This is a genomic window from Faecalispora anaeroviscerum (assembly GCF_947568225.1).
GTDB classification, from domain to species: Bacteria; Bacillota; Clostridia; order Oscillospirales; family Acutalibacteraceae; genus Faecalispora; species Faecalispora anaeroviscerum.
This window is the reverse complement of the sequence record NZ_CANOOQ010000001.1, coordinates 2479178-2495962: the sequence shown is the minus strand read 5'-3', so window position 1 is coordinate 2495962 and position 16785 is coordinate 2479178. Positions and strand designations below refer to the sequence as shown.

At 58.6% G+C, this 16785-nt stretch carries 24 protein-coding genes; 5 read left to right on the top strand and 19 right to left on the bottom strand.

Annotated features, from left to right (window positions below; translation table 11 throughout):
- Window positions 1-148: 148 nt before the first annotated feature.
- From pyrF to ruvX, 5 genes are all read left to right on the top strand, one after another.
- Complete coding sequence (pyrF, locus tag QOS46_RS12395; protein ID WP_283610164.1) at window positions 149-1078, top strand: orotidine-5'-phosphate decarboxylase; 930 nt, start codon at window positions 149-151, stop codon at window positions 1076-1078.
- A gap of 5 nt (window positions 1079-1083) precedes the next feature.
- The gene (locus QOS46_RS12390; RefSeq protein WP_283610162.1) at window positions 1084-1854 is read left to right on the top strand and encodes a dihydroorotate dehydrogenase electron transfer subunit; all 771 of its coding nucleotides are present in this window, start codon (window positions 1084-1086) and stop codon (window positions 1852-1854) included.
- A gap of 3 nt (window positions 1855-1857) precedes the next feature.
- Window positions 1858-2769: a dihydroorotate dehydrogenase gene (locus QOS46_RS12385; RefSeq protein WP_283610160.1), complete on the top strand. Its 912-nt coding sequence runs from the start codon at window positions 1858-1860 to the stop codon at window positions 2767-2769.
- A gap of 22 nt (window positions 2770-2791) precedes the next feature.
- Window positions 2792-3448: a histidine phosphatase family protein gene (locus QOS46_RS12380; protein ID WP_283610158.1), complete on the top strand. Its 657-nt coding sequence runs from the start codon at window positions 2792-2794 to the stop codon at window positions 3446-3448.
- 119 nt (window positions 3449-3567) lie between these two features.
- The gene (gene ruvX, locus QOS46_RS12375; protein WP_283610156.1) at window positions 3568-3987 is read left to right on the top strand and encodes a Holliday junction resolvase RuvX; all 420 of its coding nucleotides are present in this window, start codon (window positions 3568-3570) and stop codon (window positions 3985-3987) included.
- Between the two features lie 89 nt (window positions 3988-4076).
- Here the strand turns inward: ruvX and hflX are convergent, their stop codons facing one another.
- The 19 genes from hflX to QOS46_RS12280 form a co-directional block, all read right to left on the bottom strand.
- The gene (gene hflX, locus QOS46_RS12370) at window positions 4077-5345 is read right to left on the bottom strand and encodes a GTPase HflX (RefSeq protein WP_283610154.1); all 1269 of its coding nucleotides are present in this window, start codon (window positions 5343-5345) and stop codon (window positions 4077-4079) included.
- A 96-nt stretch (window positions 5346-5441) separates the two neighbouring features.
- Window positions 5442-5915: a hypothetical protein gene (locus tag QOS46_RS12365; RefSeq protein WP_283610153.1), complete on the bottom strand. Its 474-nt coding sequence runs from the start codon at window positions 5913-5915 to the stop codon at window positions 5442-5444.
- A 25-nt stretch (window positions 5916-5940) separates the two neighbouring features.
- On the bottom strand, window positions 5941-6498 hold the full coding sequence (locus QOS46_RS12360) for a hypothetical protein (RefSeq protein WP_283610841.1): 558 nt from the start codon (window positions 6496-6498) through the stop codon (window positions 5941-5943).
- 10 nt (window positions 6499-6508) lie between these two features.
- Window positions 6509-7582, bottom strand: a complete 1074-nt coding sequence (locus QOS46_RS12355; protein ID WP_283610151.1) for a baseplate J/gp47 family protein — start codon at window positions 7580-7582, stop codon at window positions 6509-6511.
- A gap of 4 nt (window positions 7583-7586) precedes the next feature.
- Entirely contained in the window at window positions 7587-7946 is a 360-nt protein-coding gene (locus tag QOS46_RS12350) for a GPW/gp25 family protein (RefSeq protein WP_283610149.1), read from the bottom strand.
- The gene (locus QOS46_RS12345; protein WP_283610148.1) at window positions 7946-8296 is read right to left on the bottom strand and encodes a hypothetical protein; all 351 of its coding nucleotides are present in this window, start codon (window positions 8294-8296) and stop codon (window positions 7946-7948) included. The genes QOS46_RS12350 and QOS46_RS12345 overlap by 1 nt, the downstream gene beginning before the upstream one ends.
- A gap of 14 nt (window positions 8297-8310) precedes the next feature.
- Complete coding sequence (locus QOS46_RS12340) at window positions 8311-9228, bottom strand: hypothetical protein (protein ID WP_283610147.1); 918 nt, start codon at window positions 9226-9228, stop codon at window positions 8311-8313.
- Window positions 9225-9749, bottom strand: coding sequence for a LysM peptidoglycan-binding domain-containing protein (locus tag QOS46_RS12335; protein WP_283610145.1), 525 nt, complete (start codon window positions 9747-9749; stop codon window positions 9225-9227). The genes QOS46_RS12340 and QOS46_RS12335 overlap by 4 nt, the downstream gene beginning before the upstream one ends.
- Window positions 9746-9880, bottom strand: a complete 135-nt coding sequence (locus QOS46_RS12330) for a hypothetical protein (protein ID WP_283610143.1) — start codon at window positions 9878-9880, stop codon at window positions 9746-9748. The genes QOS46_RS12335 and QOS46_RS12330 overlap by 4 nt, the downstream gene beginning before the upstream one ends.
- Window positions 9877-10263 carry a hypothetical protein gene (locus QOS46_RS12325; RefSeq protein WP_283610141.1) on the bottom strand — a complete coding sequence of 129 codons (387 nt, stop codon included), beginning with the start codon at window positions 10261-10263 and terminating at the stop codon, window positions 9877-9879. Before QOS46_RS12325 ends, QOS46_RS12330 begins: the two co-directional genes overlap by 4 nt.
- Window position 10264: 1 nt before the next feature.
- A complete protein-coding gene (locus QOS46_RS12320; RefSeq protein WP_283610139.1) occupies window positions 10265-10675 on the bottom strand; it encodes a hypothetical protein in 411 nt (136 codons plus the stop codon).
- Window positions 10662-11018: a hypothetical protein gene (locus QOS46_RS12315; RefSeq protein WP_283610137.1), complete on the bottom strand. Its 357-nt coding sequence runs from the start codon at window positions 11016-11018 to the stop codon at window positions 10662-10664. The genes QOS46_RS12320 and QOS46_RS12315 overlap by 14 nt, the downstream gene beginning before the upstream one ends.
- Window positions 11015-11371, bottom strand: coding sequence for a hypothetical protein (locus QOS46_RS12310; protein ID WP_283610136.1), 357 nt, complete (start codon window positions 11369-11371; stop codon window positions 11015-11017). The genes QOS46_RS12315 and QOS46_RS12310 overlap by 4 nt, the downstream gene beginning before the upstream one ends.
- A 20-nt stretch (window positions 11372-11391) precedes the next feature.
- A complete protein-coding gene (locus tag QOS46_RS12305) occupies window positions 11392-12402 on the bottom strand; it encodes a phage major capsid protein (protein ID WP_283610135.1) in 1011 nt (336 codons plus the stop codon).
- A gap of 19 nt (window positions 12403-12421) precedes the next feature.
- Complete coding sequence (locus tag QOS46_RS12300; RefSeq protein ID WP_283610133.1) at window positions 12422-12763, bottom strand: hypothetical protein; 342 nt, start codon at window positions 12761-12763, stop codon at window positions 12422-12424.
- Window positions 12764-12862: 99 nt separating this feature from the next.
- Complete coding sequence (locus QOS46_RS12295) at window positions 12863-13852, bottom strand: hypothetical protein (protein WP_283610132.1); 990 nt, start codon at window positions 13850-13852, stop codon at window positions 12863-12865.
- The gene (locus QOS46_RS12290) at window positions 13849-15009 is read right to left on the bottom strand and encodes a phage portal family protein (protein WP_283610130.1); all 1161 of its coding nucleotides are present in this window, start codon (window positions 15007-15009) and stop codon (window positions 13849-13851) included. Before QOS46_RS12290 ends, QOS46_RS12295 begins: the two co-directional genes overlap by 4 nt.
- Window positions 14996-16270, bottom strand: a complete 1275-nt coding sequence (locus QOS46_RS12285) for a PBSX family phage terminase large subunit (RefSeq protein ID WP_283610128.1) — start codon at window positions 16268-16270, stop codon at window positions 14996-14998. The genes QOS46_RS12290 and QOS46_RS12285 overlap by 14 nt, the downstream gene beginning before the upstream one ends.
- 2 nt (window positions 16271-16272) lie before the next feature.
- Window positions 16273-16593: a hypothetical protein gene (locus QOS46_RS12280; RefSeq protein ID WP_283610127.1), complete on the bottom strand. Its 321-nt coding sequence runs from the start codon at window positions 16591-16593 to the stop codon at window positions 16273-16275.
- Window positions 16594-16785: the final 192 nt, after the last annotated feature.

Genomic DNA, 16785 nt, shown 5'->3' with positions numbered 1-16785 from the left:
TCATCTTGGCATTCCGTGTGCCTTTACAGCCAAAACATTTTAAAAAAGATATTTCATTCCTCCGTCTTTAGAGGGGAATGAGTTAATAACCGGTTGTCAAGAAGCAGCATTACAATAGAAGGTATTTTTTAATATTAGGAGGAGTCTTATGTCACTGGACACGCTGATTGAAAAAATCATCGAGAAGCAAAACCCCACCGTTGCGGGACTCGACCCCAAGCTGGAGTATATCCCCCGCTTTTTAAAGGAAGAATCCTACGCGAAATTCGGCAAAACATTGGAAGGCGCAGCCGACGCGGTGCTGCGCTTTAACTGTGCGCTGATCGACGAGCTGGCCCCTATTGTGCCGGCGATTAAACCCCAGTGCGCCTACTATGAAGCGCTGGGCTGGCCGGGAATGCGCGCTCTGGCCGAAACGATGGAGTATGCCCGCAAAAAGGGGCTGTTCGTCATCACTGACGGAAAGCGCAACGACATCGGCACCACCATGGAGGCTTACGCCAACGCGCATCTGGGCAAAACAGACGTGGACGGCGAGTTGCTCACCCCCTTTGCGGGCGACGCGCTGACAGTGAACGCGTACCTTGGCTCCGACGGGGTCAAGCCGCTGCTGGGCCTGTGTAAGCGAGAGGATAAGGGGATTTTTGTTCTGGTGAAAACCTCGAATCCTTCCTCCGGGGAACTGCAAGATCAACAACTGAAAAACGGGAAATCCGTTTATTACCAAATGGGCGCAATGTGTGAGCAATGGGGCGAGCTTCTGCCCGGTGCGTATGTGTATTCGGGCGTGGGCGCGGTGGTAGGCGCCACCTACCCCGAGCAGCTGCGCGAGCTGCGCATTGAATTCCCCCATACCTTCTTCCTGGTTCCGGGTTACGGAGCGCAGGGCGGCGGTGCCGACGACGTAGCGCCGGCCTTCGATGCCTCCGGCCTCGGCGCGGTGATCAACGCCTCCCGCAGCATTCTGTGCGCATGGCAGAAGGAAAACGCCCCCGAGCAGGAATTCGCGGAGGCCGCCGCCAGGGAAGCCGTGCGCATGCGCGACGCGATTACCGCAAGAATCGGGAGGATCGGATAACGCCTATGAAATATGATACGATGCAGTGCGAAATTATTTACCAAAAGCAGCCCGCTCCGGGAATCCACGACTGGATTCTGGATGCGGAGGACTTTGCCCGCGCGGCAAAGCCGGGGCAGTTTGTTCACGTGCTGGTGCCGGGCAAAACTCTGCGCCGGCCTATCTCAATTTGCGACATTGACGCGGAGAACGGCACGCTGCGCTTGGTGTTTCAGGAGCGCGGCGAGGGCACCGCGATGCTGGGCCAAAAGCACCTAGGCGATTTTGTCGATCTGCTCGCCCCGCTCGGCAACGGCTTTTCCTTGGGCGACACTGCCCGCCGGGCGCTGTTTATCGGCGGCGGAATCGGAGTGCCTCCTCTGCTCGCGGCGGCAAAGCACTTTGGTCAGAACGCCACGGTGATTCTTGGTTTTCGCAATCAGGAATCCGTGATTTTGGCGCGCGACTTCGCGCTGGCGGGTTGCCGGGTATTCATTGCAACGGACGACGGCAGCATGGGCTTTCACGGCACGGTGGCAGACTGTGCGCGCCAGTACGCCGCAGAAACCGACGTGCTGTTCGCCTGCGGCCCAAAGCCGATGCTCAAAGCACTCGACGCGCTGGCACAGGAGTACAGCATCCCCGCCCAGTTTTCTCTGGAGGAGCGCATGGCCTGCGGTGTGGGCGCGTGCCTTGGCTGCGCGTGCAAGGTTCTGCGCGACGGCAAAGAAATCTACGCCCATGTCTGTAAGGATGGCCCCGTCTTTGACAGCCGCAGCATCGTTTGGGAGGAATAACGCATGGCAGATTTGAAAGTAACCGTTGCCGGGGTCGAATTTCAGAACCCGCTGATCGCGGCTTCCGGCACCTTTGGCTTCGGCCATGAATACCAGGAATTTTTCCCGCTCTCCGCTCTGGGGGGCATCTCCTGCAAGGGGATTACGCTCAAAGAGCGACCGGGCAATCCCCCGCCGCGCATCGCGGAAACCCCGGGTGGAATGCTGAATTCCGTCGGATTGCAGAATCCGGGTGTTGATACCTTTATCGAAAAGGATCTGCCGTGGCTCTCTCAGCAGGGCACACGGATCATCGCGAATATTGCGGGCAACACTCCGGCGGAATACTGCGAAATGGCGGAGCGCCTTTCCGGTACCGCTGTGGATATGATTGAGCTGAACATTTCGTGCCCGAATGTGAAGCAGGGCGGCGTACAGTTCGGCACCTCCTGCGCCGGGGTGGAGGACATCACCGCACAGGTGCGGCGGTTCTGCAAAAAGCCGCTGATGGTCAAGCTCTCACCAAATGTGGCAGACATCGGCGAAATCGCCGCCGCCGCGGAAAGCGCCGGAGCTGACGCCCTTTCGCTCATCAACACACTTACCGGCATGCGCATCGATATTAAAAGCCGCAGGCCCATTCTGCACAACAATACGGGCGGTCTTTCCGGCCCGGCGGTGTTCCCGGTAGCCGTGCGTATGGTGTGGCAGGCCGCCGCGAGGGTGAAAATTCCCGTGGTCGGCATGGGCGGCATCTCCACCTGGCAGGATGCGGTGGAAATGCTGTTAGCCGGCGCGAGCGCACTGCAGCTTGGCACCGTGTTTTTCAGCGACCCCAAAGCACCCCTGAATATTCTGAAGGGGCTGAACGAATATATGGAGCAGAACGGAATTTCTTCCGTAACCGAGCTAACCGGCGGCGTAAAGCCCTGGTAACGACAAGGAAAAGGAGCAGCGAATGACCAGAGTGATCTTAATCCGCCACTGTGAGGCGGAAGGAAATGTAAAACAAATTTTTCAGGGGCATACCGATGCTCCGATTACTGAGAACGGGCGCCGTCAGCTGGAGTTGCTGGCGCTGCGCCTGCGCAATACCAAAATTGACGTGCTGTATTCCAGCCCGCTGGTGCGCGCGTATGAAACGGCCTTGGCCGTAAACCAGTACCACCACCTGCCTATATTACAGGAGCGCGGCCTGATGGAGCTTGACGGCGGCGAATGGGAGGGTGTCCCGTGGAACGATCTGCCCGAGAAATTCCCTGAAATGGCGGAAGTTTGGTGGAAAGCGCCATACGAGTTTCTCTCTGAGCAGGGGGAAAGTATGCGTCAGGTCTACGACCGCATCTGGAACACCGTTCTTGCTCTGGTTCGGGAAAATCCCGGTCAAACGATCGCCGTTACCAGCCACGGCTGCGCAATCCGCAATTTTCTATGCCGGGCCGAAGGGTGGCCCATCGAGCAGCTCAATGATATGGATTGGAGCGACAATACCGCGGTGAGCATCGTCGATTTTGATGAGGAGTTGAACGCAACCATCCGCCTGAAGAACGACGCTTCGCACCTGGCCGGGGAGCCTTCCGTTATGATTCCCCATGACTGGACGCGCAAAGAATAACGATCGTCCATTCACTTGAAATTCCCGGCTTTCTTTCTCCGCCGAGGGTGGGGAGCATAAAAGCTGCGGCTTCCTCTTTTGAAAGCAGCATTCCGAATCTAATCAATGGAGGCTTTGCCATGAAAATACTGGCGGTAGATTTGGGCAAGGCGCGCACCGGCCTTGCCGTATGCGATGAGGGTGAGCTTCTGGCCAGCCCGCTTGCAGTGGTGCAGGAACACAATGCAGAGCGCCTGTGCCGGGCCGTTGCGGAAGCGGCGAGGGAGCAGAACGCAAAACTGCTGGTGGTCGGTTTGCCGCGCAATATGGACGGCAGCGAGGGAGAAAGTGCCCAAAATGCCCGCGCGTTCGGGGCCAAGCTCGAGCAGGAAAGCGGCGTTCCCGTGGTATTCTGCGACGAACGCGGAACAACCATTACGGCGCACAATTACCTCAACGCGACCGACACGCGCGGCAAACGCCGCAAGGCCGTTGTAGACGCCGTGGCCGCCACCATCATTCTGGATAATTACCTCGCGTACCGAAAAAACCGAAAGTAGGAATAACGAGGCTCTTTTTCGCTTATCAATATAAAAAAGTCCAGGGGAACAAATTACTGTTCCCCTGGACTTTTTATGAATACTGTCAATTAGCTCTTCGGCTCTTCGGAATCGACCAGATAGCGTGAGAGCTGCTCCAGCAGCTCCGGCCCTACCCGTGCAATAATTTTGAGGCCATGCTCGGTGTATTCTTCCTTCTGCAATACGCCGTCCTTGCGCACACGGGCCGCCAGCCCGCTTTCCGCAAACGGCAGCAGTGCCTCCACCTGTACGGTGCGCACCGGCAAATTCCGCTCAATGGTTCGGAGTAGCTCATCGACACCCGCTCCCGTGGCAGCGCTGATGCGCACGGCATTGCCGATCATGGGCACGGCGTCGAGCTCGGGAACCAGATCGCACTTGTTCAGCACCGGGATGAGCGGGCGGTCCTTGCAGCCCAGCTCCGCCAGCAGGGAGCGTGTCACCTCTAAGTGCGTTTGTGCCTCCGGGCTGGACGCGTCGCACACATTCAGAATCACGTCCGCTAAAGCGGCCTGCTCGAGCGTGGAACGAAACGCGTTGACCAGATGATGCGGCAGTCTGCGCACAAAGCCGACCGTGTCGATCAGCATTACAGTAACGCCGCCGGGCAGCTTTAAGGCTCTGGCCGTGGGATCAAGCGTTGCGAATAGCTGATCCTTCGCTAAAACGCCCGCCTGCGTCAGGTAGTTCATCAAAGTGCTTTTTCCGGCGTTCGTGTAGCCAACCAGCGCAACGGTAATCACTCCGTCCTTCTGGCGGCGGCGGTTGATCTGCTCGCGGTGCTTCTCCACCTCGTCCAGCTGCTCCTTAAGACCCTCAATCCTGCGGCGAATATGCCGGCGGTCGGATTCCAGCTTTGTTTCACCCGGGCCGCGCGTACCGATTCCGCCGCCAAGGCGCGACATCGCAGTGCCCTGGCCGCTCAGGCGCGGCAGCAGATAACGAAGCTGGGCAAGCTCAACCTGGAGCTTGCCTTCCTTTGATTTTGCCCGGGCGGCAAAAATATCGAGAATCAGCATGGTGCGGTCAATCACGCGCACCTTGGTCAGCTTATCCAGATTGCGAATCTGAGTGGGCGAAAGCTCACAGTCAAAAATAAGCAGGTCCATTTCATACTGTGTACAGTAATCCGCAATATCATTCGCCATACCGGAGCCGACACAAGTCGCGGAATCCGGCGACGGGCGCTTCTGCACCATCGAGCCAATCGGTTCCGCACCCGCGCTGCGCGTGAGCTCATACAGCTCCGCCATTGAGGCTCCTACGTCATATTCTCCTGTATCCACCGCCACCAAAAGCGCACGCTCGGGGCGAACTTCATTTTCAAATAGTTCCATGAAAAGCTCCTATCCGCAATCCGGAAAACAAACCGAAATCTCCGGGAATGACTTGTACTTTATCATAGTATAAAAATCCCGGTTCGTCAATCACCGCTACCGCACGGCCAAATAGATGTATTGCCCGTAAAGCTTATTCAAATTCAGCAGCGTGCCACCCGCTTCGGGGGTGGTTTTGCTCTGCTTGAAATTCACCTTATTCCCGCTGATGGACACGCCCGCCGTATTTCCCCACTGCGTGGCAATTCCACTGTTTACCACCACATAGCTGCCAGACGCACTGTAATCCATCATCGGTTTATCCTTCGAAAATACAAAAACCAGCTTCGGCTCAAAATCAAATGTGACCGAAGCCTCCTCAGCACCCGACCCGGCGCGGCTGCCCGCAACCAGGCTGTTACTCAGCTTTATCCGGTCGGCTGCGGTCAGGTGCAGCACTGTGTCGGCCAAATGCCCGCTGATAATCGTATCCAGAATCGTATTATCCTGAACAAAGTCTTCGCGGCGGGGCTTATCAGTGTCTACCCAGCTATTTAGCCCCAGTTGGGGCGTTTTATTCGTGGACGGCATTTTGATTTCCTCCCAGTTCTTTCCATTATTCTAACTCCCGAATTTGCTCCCAGGTGTATTCGAGCTCCGCCAGCTTCAGAAATGTTTTTTCTGTTTTGTGCAGGTAGTCCCATGTCACTTTCCCGAAATCAAAAATGATTTCCAGGTGGGCGGGCAGAAAGCGCAGCGCAGATTCTTTTAAACGGTATCGCGTCATTTTTTGATCCAGCACCTCGTAGCAGATTACATACAGCTTTTGCTCGCGGGGAGACTCCCACAGCTGTGCGCGGAGTCCCACCGAAAGCAGCGCGCGCTCTACGCTCTGTTTGGTGTTGTCGTTCACCGTAACCGCACCGCGGTACAAGAGCATTTCGCGCCGCAGCTCCAGCGGCAAATCGGTACGCTCCGAACCGAAGGTGCGCTCGAGCATCGCCAGACCCACCCCCTGTGCCGTGGGAACAAACGCCTCCTGTGTCAGGTTTTCGAGCGCCTGATACACCAAATCCAATCCTTCGGCCACGGCGGAAAGCTCGGCTTCCACCCGGCTGCTGCCGTCCATGCGGTACAGCCGAAGCGGCAGCAGCTTTTCTCTTATGGAATCCATCGCCCTCACGCTACACCACGCTCCCCATCTGCTGCACATACACCGGATCCGGCACCGCCAGCTGCGAAATCTCCATTTTTTTATCCTTGGTCAATGCGTCGTCAAAATGGTAATTGCGAATCAGCCCGGTATCCATTAACTGCTTGCCGAGCTGTGCCAGAATGACGGATTCCCCAACGGAGAGCAGGCTAAAATACAACCGGATAACCTGCAGCGCCTGGCTGGTGGCCGCCGCAAGGGTACACCCCGGCGTGGGATCGATATAAAGAGAGATCGGGAATTTCACAAGCTCCGGCGGATGCACCGTTACCTCCACGTTCACTTCGCGCAGACTGTTCAGTTCCTGCTGAATCTGTGTCAGCAGTGCATCCGGCGGGGCAGCGCCCTGGCCGGCGGCGTATATGGCAACCGTTCCGTTTCCGTCTACGCGCGGCAAAACACTTGCGGACTGAATCCCGTCGTACTGCACAACATAGCTGCGGTAAAACTCTGCGTTGGTGCCGTTTGGCAGTACCTCATAGCTTTTCAGCAGGCGTTTGCGCAACTCCTCGTCGGTCTCCTCGTTGGCTCCACCGGTAAAGGCCTGCGAGTTCGTCACGGTTTCCACGCCCGCCGGCGGCGTGAGCAAAAGGGTCACCGTACCCGCCGCCGCGTTGGATTCTCTTCCGCCTTGCTGCGACACCGCCGGCCCCTGCACCGTCTGCGCACCGGCCGTGAGCGTGATGTCCTGCGTTGTTTCAAAGCGTGGGCCGTCTTCTCCTGAAACAGCACAAACTGTCCCCTTGGGGATCAGTACATCATATGGTAGGCTACCGGAACGCCCAAACACGAGCGTTCCCGAAGATGGCACTGCGCTTTTACGTGAAAGCCCACGCTGGGCGGCGTGCATCTCCAGATATTCGCCCTGTGACGTCTGGGGGAACATTTGATTCTTCAGCCATTCCACTCCACTCAGAAGGGAGTAGACCTCCCCCGCCAGCACCTTCAGCCTGATTCCCAAATCAGATGCGTCATCCGCGGAAAAGCCCGCCAATCCCTGAAAGGTTTGCTGCATCCGCTCTAAAACAGAGTTGTAACTTTCCATTCTGCTATCCCTCCTTTCCAGTCAATTCCAGCGAAACGGTTCCTGCTCCCCAGGGGGTATTCAGTGCCACCGTCAGCCGGGCGCGTGCTCCGCCGAGTGGCGTGCAGACGACCCACTCCACCGAAAGCTCTGGCATCGCCGAAAGCGCTTCTTCCGTAAGCTCACGCGCCCGCGTATTTAAATCTGTGCCGGTCAGCACCAGCGTATGCAGCCTGCTTCCTAACTCCGGGTCATACGAAAAGCTGCCGCGCGGCACCGAAAGGCGAATCAAAGCCCGCTGCAGCAGCTCTTCCTTCCCGCTTACGGAGTCTGGCAGGCCATTGGACCCAACGGCAAAATCGCCTTGATCAAGCCTAATATCCATTATGCTTCCCCCGCTTTGGCAAAGGTCTGGCCGTTAATGACCACCTCGCCGGAATTCTTGAGGCAGATGCGTGCTCCTCCTGCGGAAAAAAGCAGAAGCTCGCCCGGTTCAAGTCCTCCGGCCTCCACAATTGTTCCGGCACAAACCGGATTTTCCACCCCACCGAGGATTACCGCCCTTGCTCCCGCCGGCGGCAGGTAGGCGATTCCCCAGGGAGCTGCCAGCGCCAGACGGCGGTATTCGTTTTCCCCTTGCGCGGCAATGCAGGCATCTTGCCCGCCCGTCACCTCACCGGAAGCCACAGCGCTTTCCGCAGTGCGCGAACCTGCCATTTTTTCAGAAATCCACATTTCTGTTCCCTCCTTTATTCCCCGGCCCGGCGCAGCGTGACGGTGCAGAGCATCCCACCGGTGTCTAAGTCATAGTCCACGCTCCACACCCGCAGCCCGGCACCCCGACCAAAGGTGCGGTCGTTCAGCTCCGCGTTCCGGCCCGGGCGCACATCGGGCCAGCCGGGCAGTACCAGCGTGTATTCCAGCGATTTCTGCCGCGCGCTCGCCAAAGCCTGTTTTGCGCTGATTCCCGAAGAAGAACTCAGGCAGCGTCTGCGGCAAATGCCCTCACGCAGTGCCTGCTCCTCCGTTACCGAAACGGTATAACGCCCATCCTTGGCCGAACGAACCAGAATCTCGCTAATCCGCTTATACGCTTTCTGCGTTTTGGTCAGCGAGAGATACCTTAGCCCCTGATTTCCAAACAGCAGCGTTTCGCCTAATTCCGATGCCCCAACCGTCAGCTCGTTTCCGTCCTGAAAAACAGGGGAAGCACTCCACGCACGGCGGCAGAAGCTTTCGAGCACTTGCCATTCGCTCATCCCCTTGGTCACCGTAAACTCGCCGATTTTCTCCGTACTACCCGGCACCCGGCACCGCGAAAATCCGTACGGTGCGGCGTGGCGGGAAAATACCGTGGAAAACGGCGGGGAATAGTACGTTTGCGGCACCGCCTCATTGTCGAGCAGCAGCGCCGCAAGGCTTCGCCCCTCCACTCGAAGGAACGCGCCCTTTGGTGAAATCCGCTCCTGCTGCACATCCACAGGGCCAAAAAAAACAATGCGTTCTCCATCCGAAACCCGCAGGCGGTACAGCGGCGGCAAAGCGCTCCAAGGGAATTCACCGATCAGCTCGTCCGCGGGCGCTCCCGCTCCCCGGCTGATGCGCACGGAAAGCGGTGTGCCCAAAGAACAGACGATTCCCCCGGCGGTAATTCCTTCGAACGTCACGGAATCACCACCCTTTCTCCCTTCCGCAAGTAGTTCGGCCAGCGCAGCCCCGGATTTTTCTCCAGCAGTTGCTCCACCGTTACGGAGTACGCCGCAGCGATCCGCCATAAATCGTCGCCCTCACTGCATTCGTAGATCTGCCCGGAGAGCAGATTCCCGGCAGATTCCGCCGCGCCGTCCTCCCAGAAGATAAAATGATATCGCACAAGATCCGGCTCGGGGTTTCCGATCATCTCAAGCGTAACAAAGCGCGCGAAAAAGGGAGGAACATTGGGCAGAGTCAGCACGGCCCGTTCTGTTTGTTCCAGTTGAGCATACAGCTGTTGAAACTGCCCGATGCAATCCACGCCGTAAAACTCGCCCTCGCCCTCCACTACGCGCTTCTGCACCCCGTAATCCTGCAAAATACTGCCGGCAAACGGTGCCTGCAGCTCTTTCACTGCCCTGCGGCAGGTGACCGTCAATTTTTCCGGGTTATGCGGCCACGTGTAATCCCCGTATTTCATCGGCTGCAGCTTCATGCCAGCTCCTCCTCCGAAATCGGGTGGGGGTAGCGCCTGTAATCCCGCTCGAGCGCGCGGCTGACGTACTCTGCCTGCTCACTTTCCTTTACGGCGGAGAGTTCTCCGGCCGAATATGCGGTTTCATTCACACTGACCCCTCCTCTCTCGTCTTCTTTTCGGCAGTGATCACGGCATGCTCCGCCAGAAACCCTTCTCCGGCATCCGCCTGCTCCGTCAGCTCCTGCCACTCACAGCCGCTGTACGTCGTGCGCACGCCGTCCTGCACCGTCACCAGGCGAAAACCGCTCATCTCCGAAAGGGACGCTCCACTCTGCCCCAAAACACTCAGCTGCGAAAGCTCCAGCCGGTAGGAGGGCGCGCGGTCCAGCCAGGCCACCGGCTCTGCTTCGCCGAACGCTCGAATTGCCCGTCGCTCTTTGACGCACACACACTTTACCGCGCTTGCGGCAGCCACCTTCTCGCCGTTCAGCTCAATCGAAACGCTTTGACGCTTTGGCACCAACAGTTCCATCTTATCCCCCACCTTCCCGGCAGTACGCCGTCATGCCTACCTCGGCGCTCATGCGGAACGCTCCGGCAGCTTCGGAATACTCCACCTTCCCGCAGGAGATGGTCTGAAGGCACAGCCCATTTTCACCAAACAGCAGCGCATCACTGATACGCGAGAAGGCGTCGACACAAGCAGTGCCGCCCAGCGCCTTCGGCGCCGAAATCCAGATGCTCACCGTCAGCTCCGCCCGCCGCAGGGATTCATCCAGCGAGGCAGGAACAAACCGCGCAGGCAGGATTTTCAGAAAGGCGCTGATTCCTTCCGATCCGCCTCGCCGGTTTTCCCACGCCGCCGCGAACCGGATGTCCCGGAGGGACTCCTTCTCCTGCAGCTGACGCAGCAGCTCCTGCTCCAGCAAATTAAATTTTGTCATTCGTTGCCTCCCCCGGCAGCTCGCGCAGAACCGCCCATACATATAAAATCCGGTTTCCCGCCGCAAAGCCCTGCGCGCGGATCACTCCGTATTCCCGCCCGGCGCAGCACAGCGCCGCCCCTCTCATCTGGTCAAGCCGGCAATTCGGCGGCCCGATGTAAAAGAAGTGGGAATTGTCAAAGTACCCCTCCGGCATCCATGCGTCGTCGGGGTACCCCTTGCTTTTATAGTTCATGGCCTGAATCATCGCACGCACGGTTACCGGAGCTTCCCCCTGTACCGTAACCACAACCTCAGTGCCGTACTGCTCCAGCATCCGCCGGAGGAACGCCGCCCGGGTCATGAGCGCACCTGCCCAAAGAAAAATTCATCGTCGCGCAGGTACGGCGCGGCGGAGCGGCGAGCCTCCCGCCACAGCCGGTGCGCTGCCTCCATTCCGGCGGCGCTTTTCACAACGCGAATCTCCCCGGCGGAAAAATCGCTCTCCGGCCCGCTGGACTGCGCCGCCGAATAGCGGTAAAAAGCCAGGGCCGCGGCGGCGGCGTTTAATAACGCCGCCCCGCTCTCCGCCCCGGGCAATACCCGGGCATTCAGCTCCTGCATGGCTTCTCCGCACAGACCCTGCCAGGGCTGCGCCTCTTCCGGGGAAAGCCCCGAAAGGCAAAGAAATCGTTCCAGAATCGCTTCCGGATTCATCGGCTTTCCCTCCTGTCCTTTTATTCGCCGGTATAGCTTACGGCACGGCAAGCTCCCGCAAAAATTTTCGCAAACCCGGCGATCACGCTGATGGAGGCGCGCTCGAGCTGGCGGTCGATCAGCTTGTCGGAATCGGTCAGAACATCACCGGCCTGCACCATTTCGAGCGCGCAGTTCTTGTCAAGGCCGATCAGGCGGCTGCCGGAGAGTGAAGGCACATGCAGCAGCTTTGCGCCGAGAGGCGTGGCAAGCTTGCCGGTACCCTGAAAATCCAGCCCCGCCACGGAATCCTGAAACTCCTTCAGATTCAAAACATCTTCCACCGCCGGGGTAGAGGCCAGAATCGTGTTCAGCTCGTAGGGCTGCAAGGCGCTCCACAGGCTGACCATGTTTTTGTACGAAAGAGCGCCGGTCACCGATGTTACCGGAGCGGGGTTGCTGTTACCGTCACCGTCGAGCAGCACGCTCACCGCGTCGTCGAGCTGTGCTCTGGCAATGTGCGCACCAATCTGCCGCAGCGTAACGGTAAACAGGTCGAGCTTCTGGAAGCGCAGTGCCTCATACGACGCCACTAGCATGCGGCCTCGCTTGTGCAGGCGCACCAGGTTCTCCTGGGTCTTTACCACTGTGCGGGGGATTTCCGCGCCCTCCGCCACCGGCAGAAGCTCCTTGTCCTGCGGCAGGGGATCGGACGTGATCGTGCGGTAATCCATGGAATTGATTTTGGTTACTGTCGCCACAATACCGGGCAGCAGGTCGGCCCGCTCCATTCCCTGCCGCACTGCGCGGGAAACGTATTCGGGGAACAGCGCCGCGCTGTCGCCGGTCTGAAAAAATTTCTCCACTGAGTCGGAGCCGGGGCCACCCACACGGATGTCAAAGCGCTTGAGCTGACGCTGGTAGGCGTCCAGCCCACCGAGCGGCGTGCCCTCATAATTTGCGGAGGGGTCGAGCTCCTCCAGAACGCGGGTAAAGCTTTTGCCCGCGCCGTACATTCCTTTTTCGAGTTTCAGAGTATCGTAAAAAGCCATGTTTTTCTCCTCCTCTAATTTACAGAATCACGCCGCATACCGCGCCGGCGGTGTCGACATCCACTACCAGAAGCGACCGGCCAGCCGCATCCGTCTTGATTTTGCCCGTACCGTCGCCCACCAGAGTCTGGTAACCGACTGCCGGAGCTGTGCCCGTGTAAGGCAGGCGCACATATCCCCCAAGCTGTACCGCGGCCAGTCCGTCTCGCACATTTACCGCAACGCCGCAAAATGCCTTGCCCGCTGTGCAGGAGGCCACCGTTCCGCTTGCGCTCATCATCACCGGCACACCGGCCGCAACGCCGGCCACCGCCTCAAAGGTGGCCATTTTTTCCCCGTATCCGCCAAATGCTACTTTCATGCTCTTTCCTCCTGTTTTTGTTTGATACTGATTGTCCGTAAAAACGGAGAATTCGTTTTGTTCCCCACCCCCTGTGGGAAAACAGCTCTGTCTTTTGTGTTAAATCCGGAACATCTCGTTCCCTCTGTCCGCCGTATCCGGATGCTCCGGCGCGAGCTGCGGGCGCAGCGGCAAAACGCCGTCCGCCTGCTGCTTCAGTGCTTTTTCAAAGGCAAGCAGGTCGTCGAGCTCCATGCTCTGTGCCGCCCGGCTCATCGCCTTCGCCGGAATCCCCGTTTTACCGAGCGCGCACAGCCGCACCACGTTTTTGCATACACTTTCGCGGTACTGCCGCCCACTCTCCGCCAAAGCCTCCAGCTGCTCCAAATGCTTTGCCAGTTTTTTGGCCTGCATGGCGGTCAGCGTCACCTGTTCCCCCGCATGCAGAGATTTTCTGATCTCTTCCATGGATTCTGTTTCCTCCTTTCCGGGCCAAAAGGCCTTGATCACTCCGGCCGCCCGCTGGGCGGGCACCGCCACAAACGACCATTCATAGGCGTCTGCCGGCTCGTCGAGTACGGTGCAGCAGAGCTGCTCCTTCCCGGCGCCGCCGTAGCTGCGCCCTTTCACATGCTCGCATCCCTGCTGGGCCCGATTCGCCCCGCAGACCGAGCAATAGGATTTCCCCACCGCACAGCCCACGCTGACTTCTTTTTTGATGCCTGATTCCAGCTCCAGAATCAGGTCGGCGTTTTTCTCCGTTTTCGGCAGGTAAGCTCTGGCCACCAGCCGGGTGTACGGTTCGCCCGCCTGCGTTGTTTGATCCGCGTCTGTTTCTACCTGAGTGGAAAAAATTCGGGCCGTCTGGTCACCGCTCTTCATGCTGTGGTCAAATAGACCTGTTTTGCCGAGGAACAGTTCCCCCAGGCGGTGCAGGGCAGGAATTGTAAAGCGCTCAAAATCGCGGTCAATCTCGTTGTCGCACAGTACCACTGAAAACACATACAGCTCCTCCGGCGAAAATGCCCGCCGGGTGTAGCGGCCAATCTGCTCCAGCTCCTCGGGCCCGGCAGTGCTCTGCGCGCTCTTGATTACATAGCCCTCTCTCATGCTTTCCCCTCTCTTTCCTTCTGAACTTCCCATTCCAGCTTCGCCGCCTGCGCGTTTTTGAGCCTGGCTCCCGCCAGATCCACCGTATCCTGCAAACTGATGTCGTCCCAGTCGATCTCCAGCCACTCGGAATATCCGTTGATCGAGAGCCACATGCGGCAGATTTTCTCAATCACCGGTTCCAGCAGACGGCGGTAGCTTTCCAGCTCACTCGTCAGAAGGTCTGCCTGCTGGGAGGACATCCGTTCCGTGGAGGACCACGAAAGCCCCAGCAAAAACGGCGGCACGCCCAGCTTCGCGACAATCTGCTCCAGCAGCTGCCTCACCGGAATCTCGCTGTCCAGAATCTGGTTGTCCGCGCCAATGACACGGATATTCACATCACCCACGGCGACAAAATCGCTCACCCCGGCCCCCGGCTGCATCGCGCGGCTCCATTGCTCGGCAATTTGCCGGGCGCGCTCGGCGGCATAGGCCCGGTCGCCCTCACCGGAGGGCTTGTAGGTTACGGCAAAGCGGGTGTTGCCCACCCTGTCCCAGTTGACGCCGATGGTATTGTAGATTTTCATCAGCACCTCCCCCAGAAAGGGCAGGCCCCGCAGAATCGATACGCCACGCACCTCTCCCGGCTCGGGATTCAGCGCCGACAGCAGCACCAGATCGGGGTACTTCACCGGCACAGACTCACCGGCTGTTCCCCGCACACACAGCTGCACCTCCATCGGGTTCTCTCCGCGGCGCAGCTCCAGATGCTCCAGCCGTGCGTTATAAAGTCCCGCGATCCCCGTCCCGTCCGCTCTGGGGAGGATTTCCCCCACGGCGGTGCCATACAGAAGCAGCTGGTCGAGATACGTGCTCAAAAAGCTCTGAATTCCCGTCTGCGCCGCTCCCACCGGCACATGGCGCAAAAATTCCGCCAACCCCCGCCTTGCCGCGGCGTCGGGGCACTCAACCTGAAAGGTACCAATCAGGCGCACCGTTTTTTCCAGTGCTGCGGAAATAATCGGTACCGATTCCCGCAGCGCACCGTACAGCCGCTCTTCCCCGCCCGCAAGCGGAGCGTACCGGTTCCATTCCCAGCCCGCCTGCCACCCCGCGCGCGGGGCCGTCTGCGCGGCGGGTCCGGCCGGTGGCCGTTTTGTTTTAAACCAACCCATCACACTCTCCTGTCCGGCGCGGCGCGGCCACCGCAAAGCAGCCCACCGCGTCCTGCTGTAATATTGTTGCGGTAAAATAGCGAATATCGTCCATGGCGTGGTCGTTCTCCTTGATCGGCGCGTCCCTGGTGGAGTCGGAGCTCCAGCGGTACAGCGAAAATTCCCTCATCGCATCGGCGCACGTGTCGCAAACGCGCAGATGCCCCGCTTTGAGCGCCGCCGCCACCTCGCGGATTCCGTCCAGCACATCGTTTTTTGCCGGGATCACCCGAAAATCTCCGTGACGTCGAATTACCGCCATAAAGCTCGCGGCGGAGGGGTCGGCCACCACGCAGTCAATTTTTCTCTCCCCGGCGAGCTTAGAAAGCCCCGCGTAATGCTCCTCGTCGGTGCGCTGAAAGCCCTCCCGCCGGGAATCGTAGTAATACTCCGCCAGCCGGTACCAACAGCCGCTCTGCTTTCCCCATAATCCAAAGGAAGAGGGATTCACAGTTCCGTAATCGCACGAAATCACATACCGCTCAAACACCCCGCCCGGCACAGGACAAAACTGCTCCTGCTTCATAAAAGGATACACCAGCCCTTCGGCGGCCACCCATTCCCCCAGCACAAACCGGCGGTAAAACGTGCCGGAATACAGCCCCCGGTAGCGCTCCAGCATTGCCTGCGACAGCGACGGATTGTCCTCCATCTGAAAATGCAGGTACAGCGCGTTCTTTTTGGCAGCGTTTTGAATCCACTCGCGGTAAAACCAGTGCTGCGGGTGTTCCGGGTTGCAGTTGAACCAGAACGTCGAGCCCTCCACCGAACAGCGGGCCAGCGCCTGCTCCACAAACGAGCGGGGCATGAGTGCCACCTCGTCGAACAGCACACCCGCAAGCGTCATTCCCTGAATCAGGGCAGAGGAGGATTCATCCTTGCCGCCGAACAGGTAAAACCGGTTCTCGCGCCCGCCCGCCGAGATGATCAGCACGTTCTCCGAAAGCCGCAGGGAGCATTCAAAGCCATTTTCCCGCAGCACCGGCAGCAGGGGCACGACCAGATTCCGCCGCAGCGAACGGATGGTTTTTCCGCACAGCGCGAACGACTGACCTTCAAAACGGTAGAATGACCACGCGATAAACGAAATTCCAAGGCAAAGCGTTTTTCCGCTGCGCACCGCGCCGTCGCAAATCACCGCGCTGTACCGCTCGAAGGGGCTGCCCCGGCACCACCAGCTCAGCGCCTGAAGCTGCTTTTTCGAAAAAGGGTGAAATTCCAAGCTCAGCCCTCCTCCGGTGAGTCCGGCTCAAAGCTGCGCACGCTTTGCTCCAGCGCGCGGTAAAAGCCGCCCGGGCCTTCCTGCCGCTCCTCATTCATCTGCTCCAGGCATTGCAGCGCCTTAATGCGATCAAAAAATTTGATTTCCATTCTGCCGCCCTTCGGGCGCTTGATCTCCGCTACATTGAATAAATCCATTCCGCGAATTTCCAGCTGATCCGGGTCGTCGCTGAACATCAGCCGCACAGCGTCAGCAATTCCTCCGAACGCAAGCTTATCGTAGCCGCGCATGATTTTTCGTTTGGCCTTGTTCGAGTCCGTCATACGCCCTCCTTCCCCGTTTTCAGACCCAATGGTCTGTTTTAAAGCAAAAAGTCCCCACCGTTCTTTCCCTCTGGCAAGATTTCGCCCATGCTTTGCACGGTTAGACAAATCCGCTTCTTTTTCCAATCGGCACGGCAGGTTCTGACTCCCCAGAGCAAAACAAAAAAACTTTCCCCACAAAGGGAAAGCTTT

Bases quoted from the DNA above. Each gene is read 5' to 3' on its own strand.
- pyrF (WP_283610164.1), top strand. From the start codon at position 149: ATGTCACTGGACACGCTGATTGAAAAAATCATCGAGAAGCAAAACCCC.
- QOS46_RS12390 (WP_283610162.1), top strand. From the start codon at position 1,084: ATGAAATATGATACGATGCAGTGCGAAATTATTTACCAAAAGCAGCCC.
- QOS46_RS12385 (WP_283610160.1), top strand. From the start codon at position 1,858: ATGGCAGATTTGAAAGTAACCGTTGCCGGGGTCGAATTTCAGAACCCG.
- QOS46_RS12380 (WP_283610158.1), top strand. From the start codon at position 2,792: ATGACCAGAGTGATCTTAATCCGCCACTGTGAGGCGGAAGGAAATGTA.
- ruvX (WP_283610156.1), top strand. From the start codon at position 3,568: ATGAAAATACTGGCGGTAGATTTGGGCAAGGCGCGCACCGGCCTTGCC.
- hflX (WP_283610154.1), bottom strand. From the start codon at position 5,345: ATGGAACTATTTGAAAATGAAGTTCGCCCCGAGCGTGCGCTTTTGGTG.
- QOS46_RS12365 (WP_283610153.1), bottom strand. From the start codon at position 5,915: ATGCCGTCCACGAATAAAACGCCCCAACTGGGGCTAAATAGCTGGGTA.
- QOS46_RS12360 (WP_283610841.1), bottom strand. From the start codon at position 6,498: ATGGATTCCATAAGAGAAAAGCTGCTGCCGCTTCGGCTGTACCGCATG.
- QOS46_RS12355 (WP_283610151.1), bottom strand. From the start codon at position 7,582: ATGGAAAGTTACAACTCTGTTTTAGAGCGGATGCAGCAAACCTTTCAG.
- QOS46_RS12350 (WP_283610149.1), bottom strand. From the start codon at position 7,946: ATGGATATTAGGCTTGATCAAGGCGATTTTGCCGTTGGGTCCAATGGC.
- QOS46_RS12345 (WP_283610148.1), bottom strand. From the start codon at position 8,296: ATGTGGATTTCTGAAAAAATGGCAGGTTCGCGCACTGCGGAAAGCGCT.
- QOS46_RS12335 (WP_283610145.1), bottom strand. From the start codon at position 9,749: ATGAAGCTGCAGCCGATGAAATACGGGGATTACACGTGGCCGCATAAC.
- QOS46_RS12325 (WP_283610141.1), bottom strand. From the start codon at position 10,263: ATGGAACTGTTGGTGCCAAAGCGTCAAAGCGTTTCGATTGAGCTGAAC.
- QOS46_RS12320 (WP_283610139.1), bottom strand. From the start codon at position 10,675: ATGACAAAATTTAATTTGCTGGAGCAGGAGCTGCTGCGTCAGCTGCAG.
- QOS46_RS12315 (WP_283610137.1), bottom strand. From the start codon at position 11,018: ATGACCCGGGCGGCGTTCCTCCGGCGGATGCTGGAGCAGTACGGCACT.
- QOS46_RS12310 (WP_283610136.1), bottom strand. From the start codon at position 11,371: ATGAATCCGGAAGCGATTCTGGAACGATTTCTTTGCCTTTCGGGGCTT.
- QOS46_RS12305 (WP_283610135.1), bottom strand. From the start codon at position 12,402: ATGGCTTTTTACGATACTCTGAAACTCGAAAAAGGAATGTACGGCGCG.
- QOS46_RS12300 (WP_283610133.1), bottom strand. From the start codon at position 12,763: ATGAAAGTAGCATTTGGCGGATACGGGGAAAAAATGGCCACCTTTGAG.
- QOS46_RS12295 (WP_283610132.1), bottom strand. From the start codon at position 13,852: ATGAGAGAGGGCTATGTAATCAAGAGCGCGCAGAGCACTGCCGGGCCC.
- QOS46_RS12290 (WP_283610130.1), bottom strand. From the start codon at position 15,009: ATGGGTTGGTTTAAAACAAAACGGCCACCGGCCGGACCCGCCGCGCAG.
- QOS46_RS12280 (WP_283610127.1), bottom strand. From the start codon at position 16,593: ATGACGGACTCGAACAAGGCCAAACGAAAAATCATGCGCGGCTACGAT.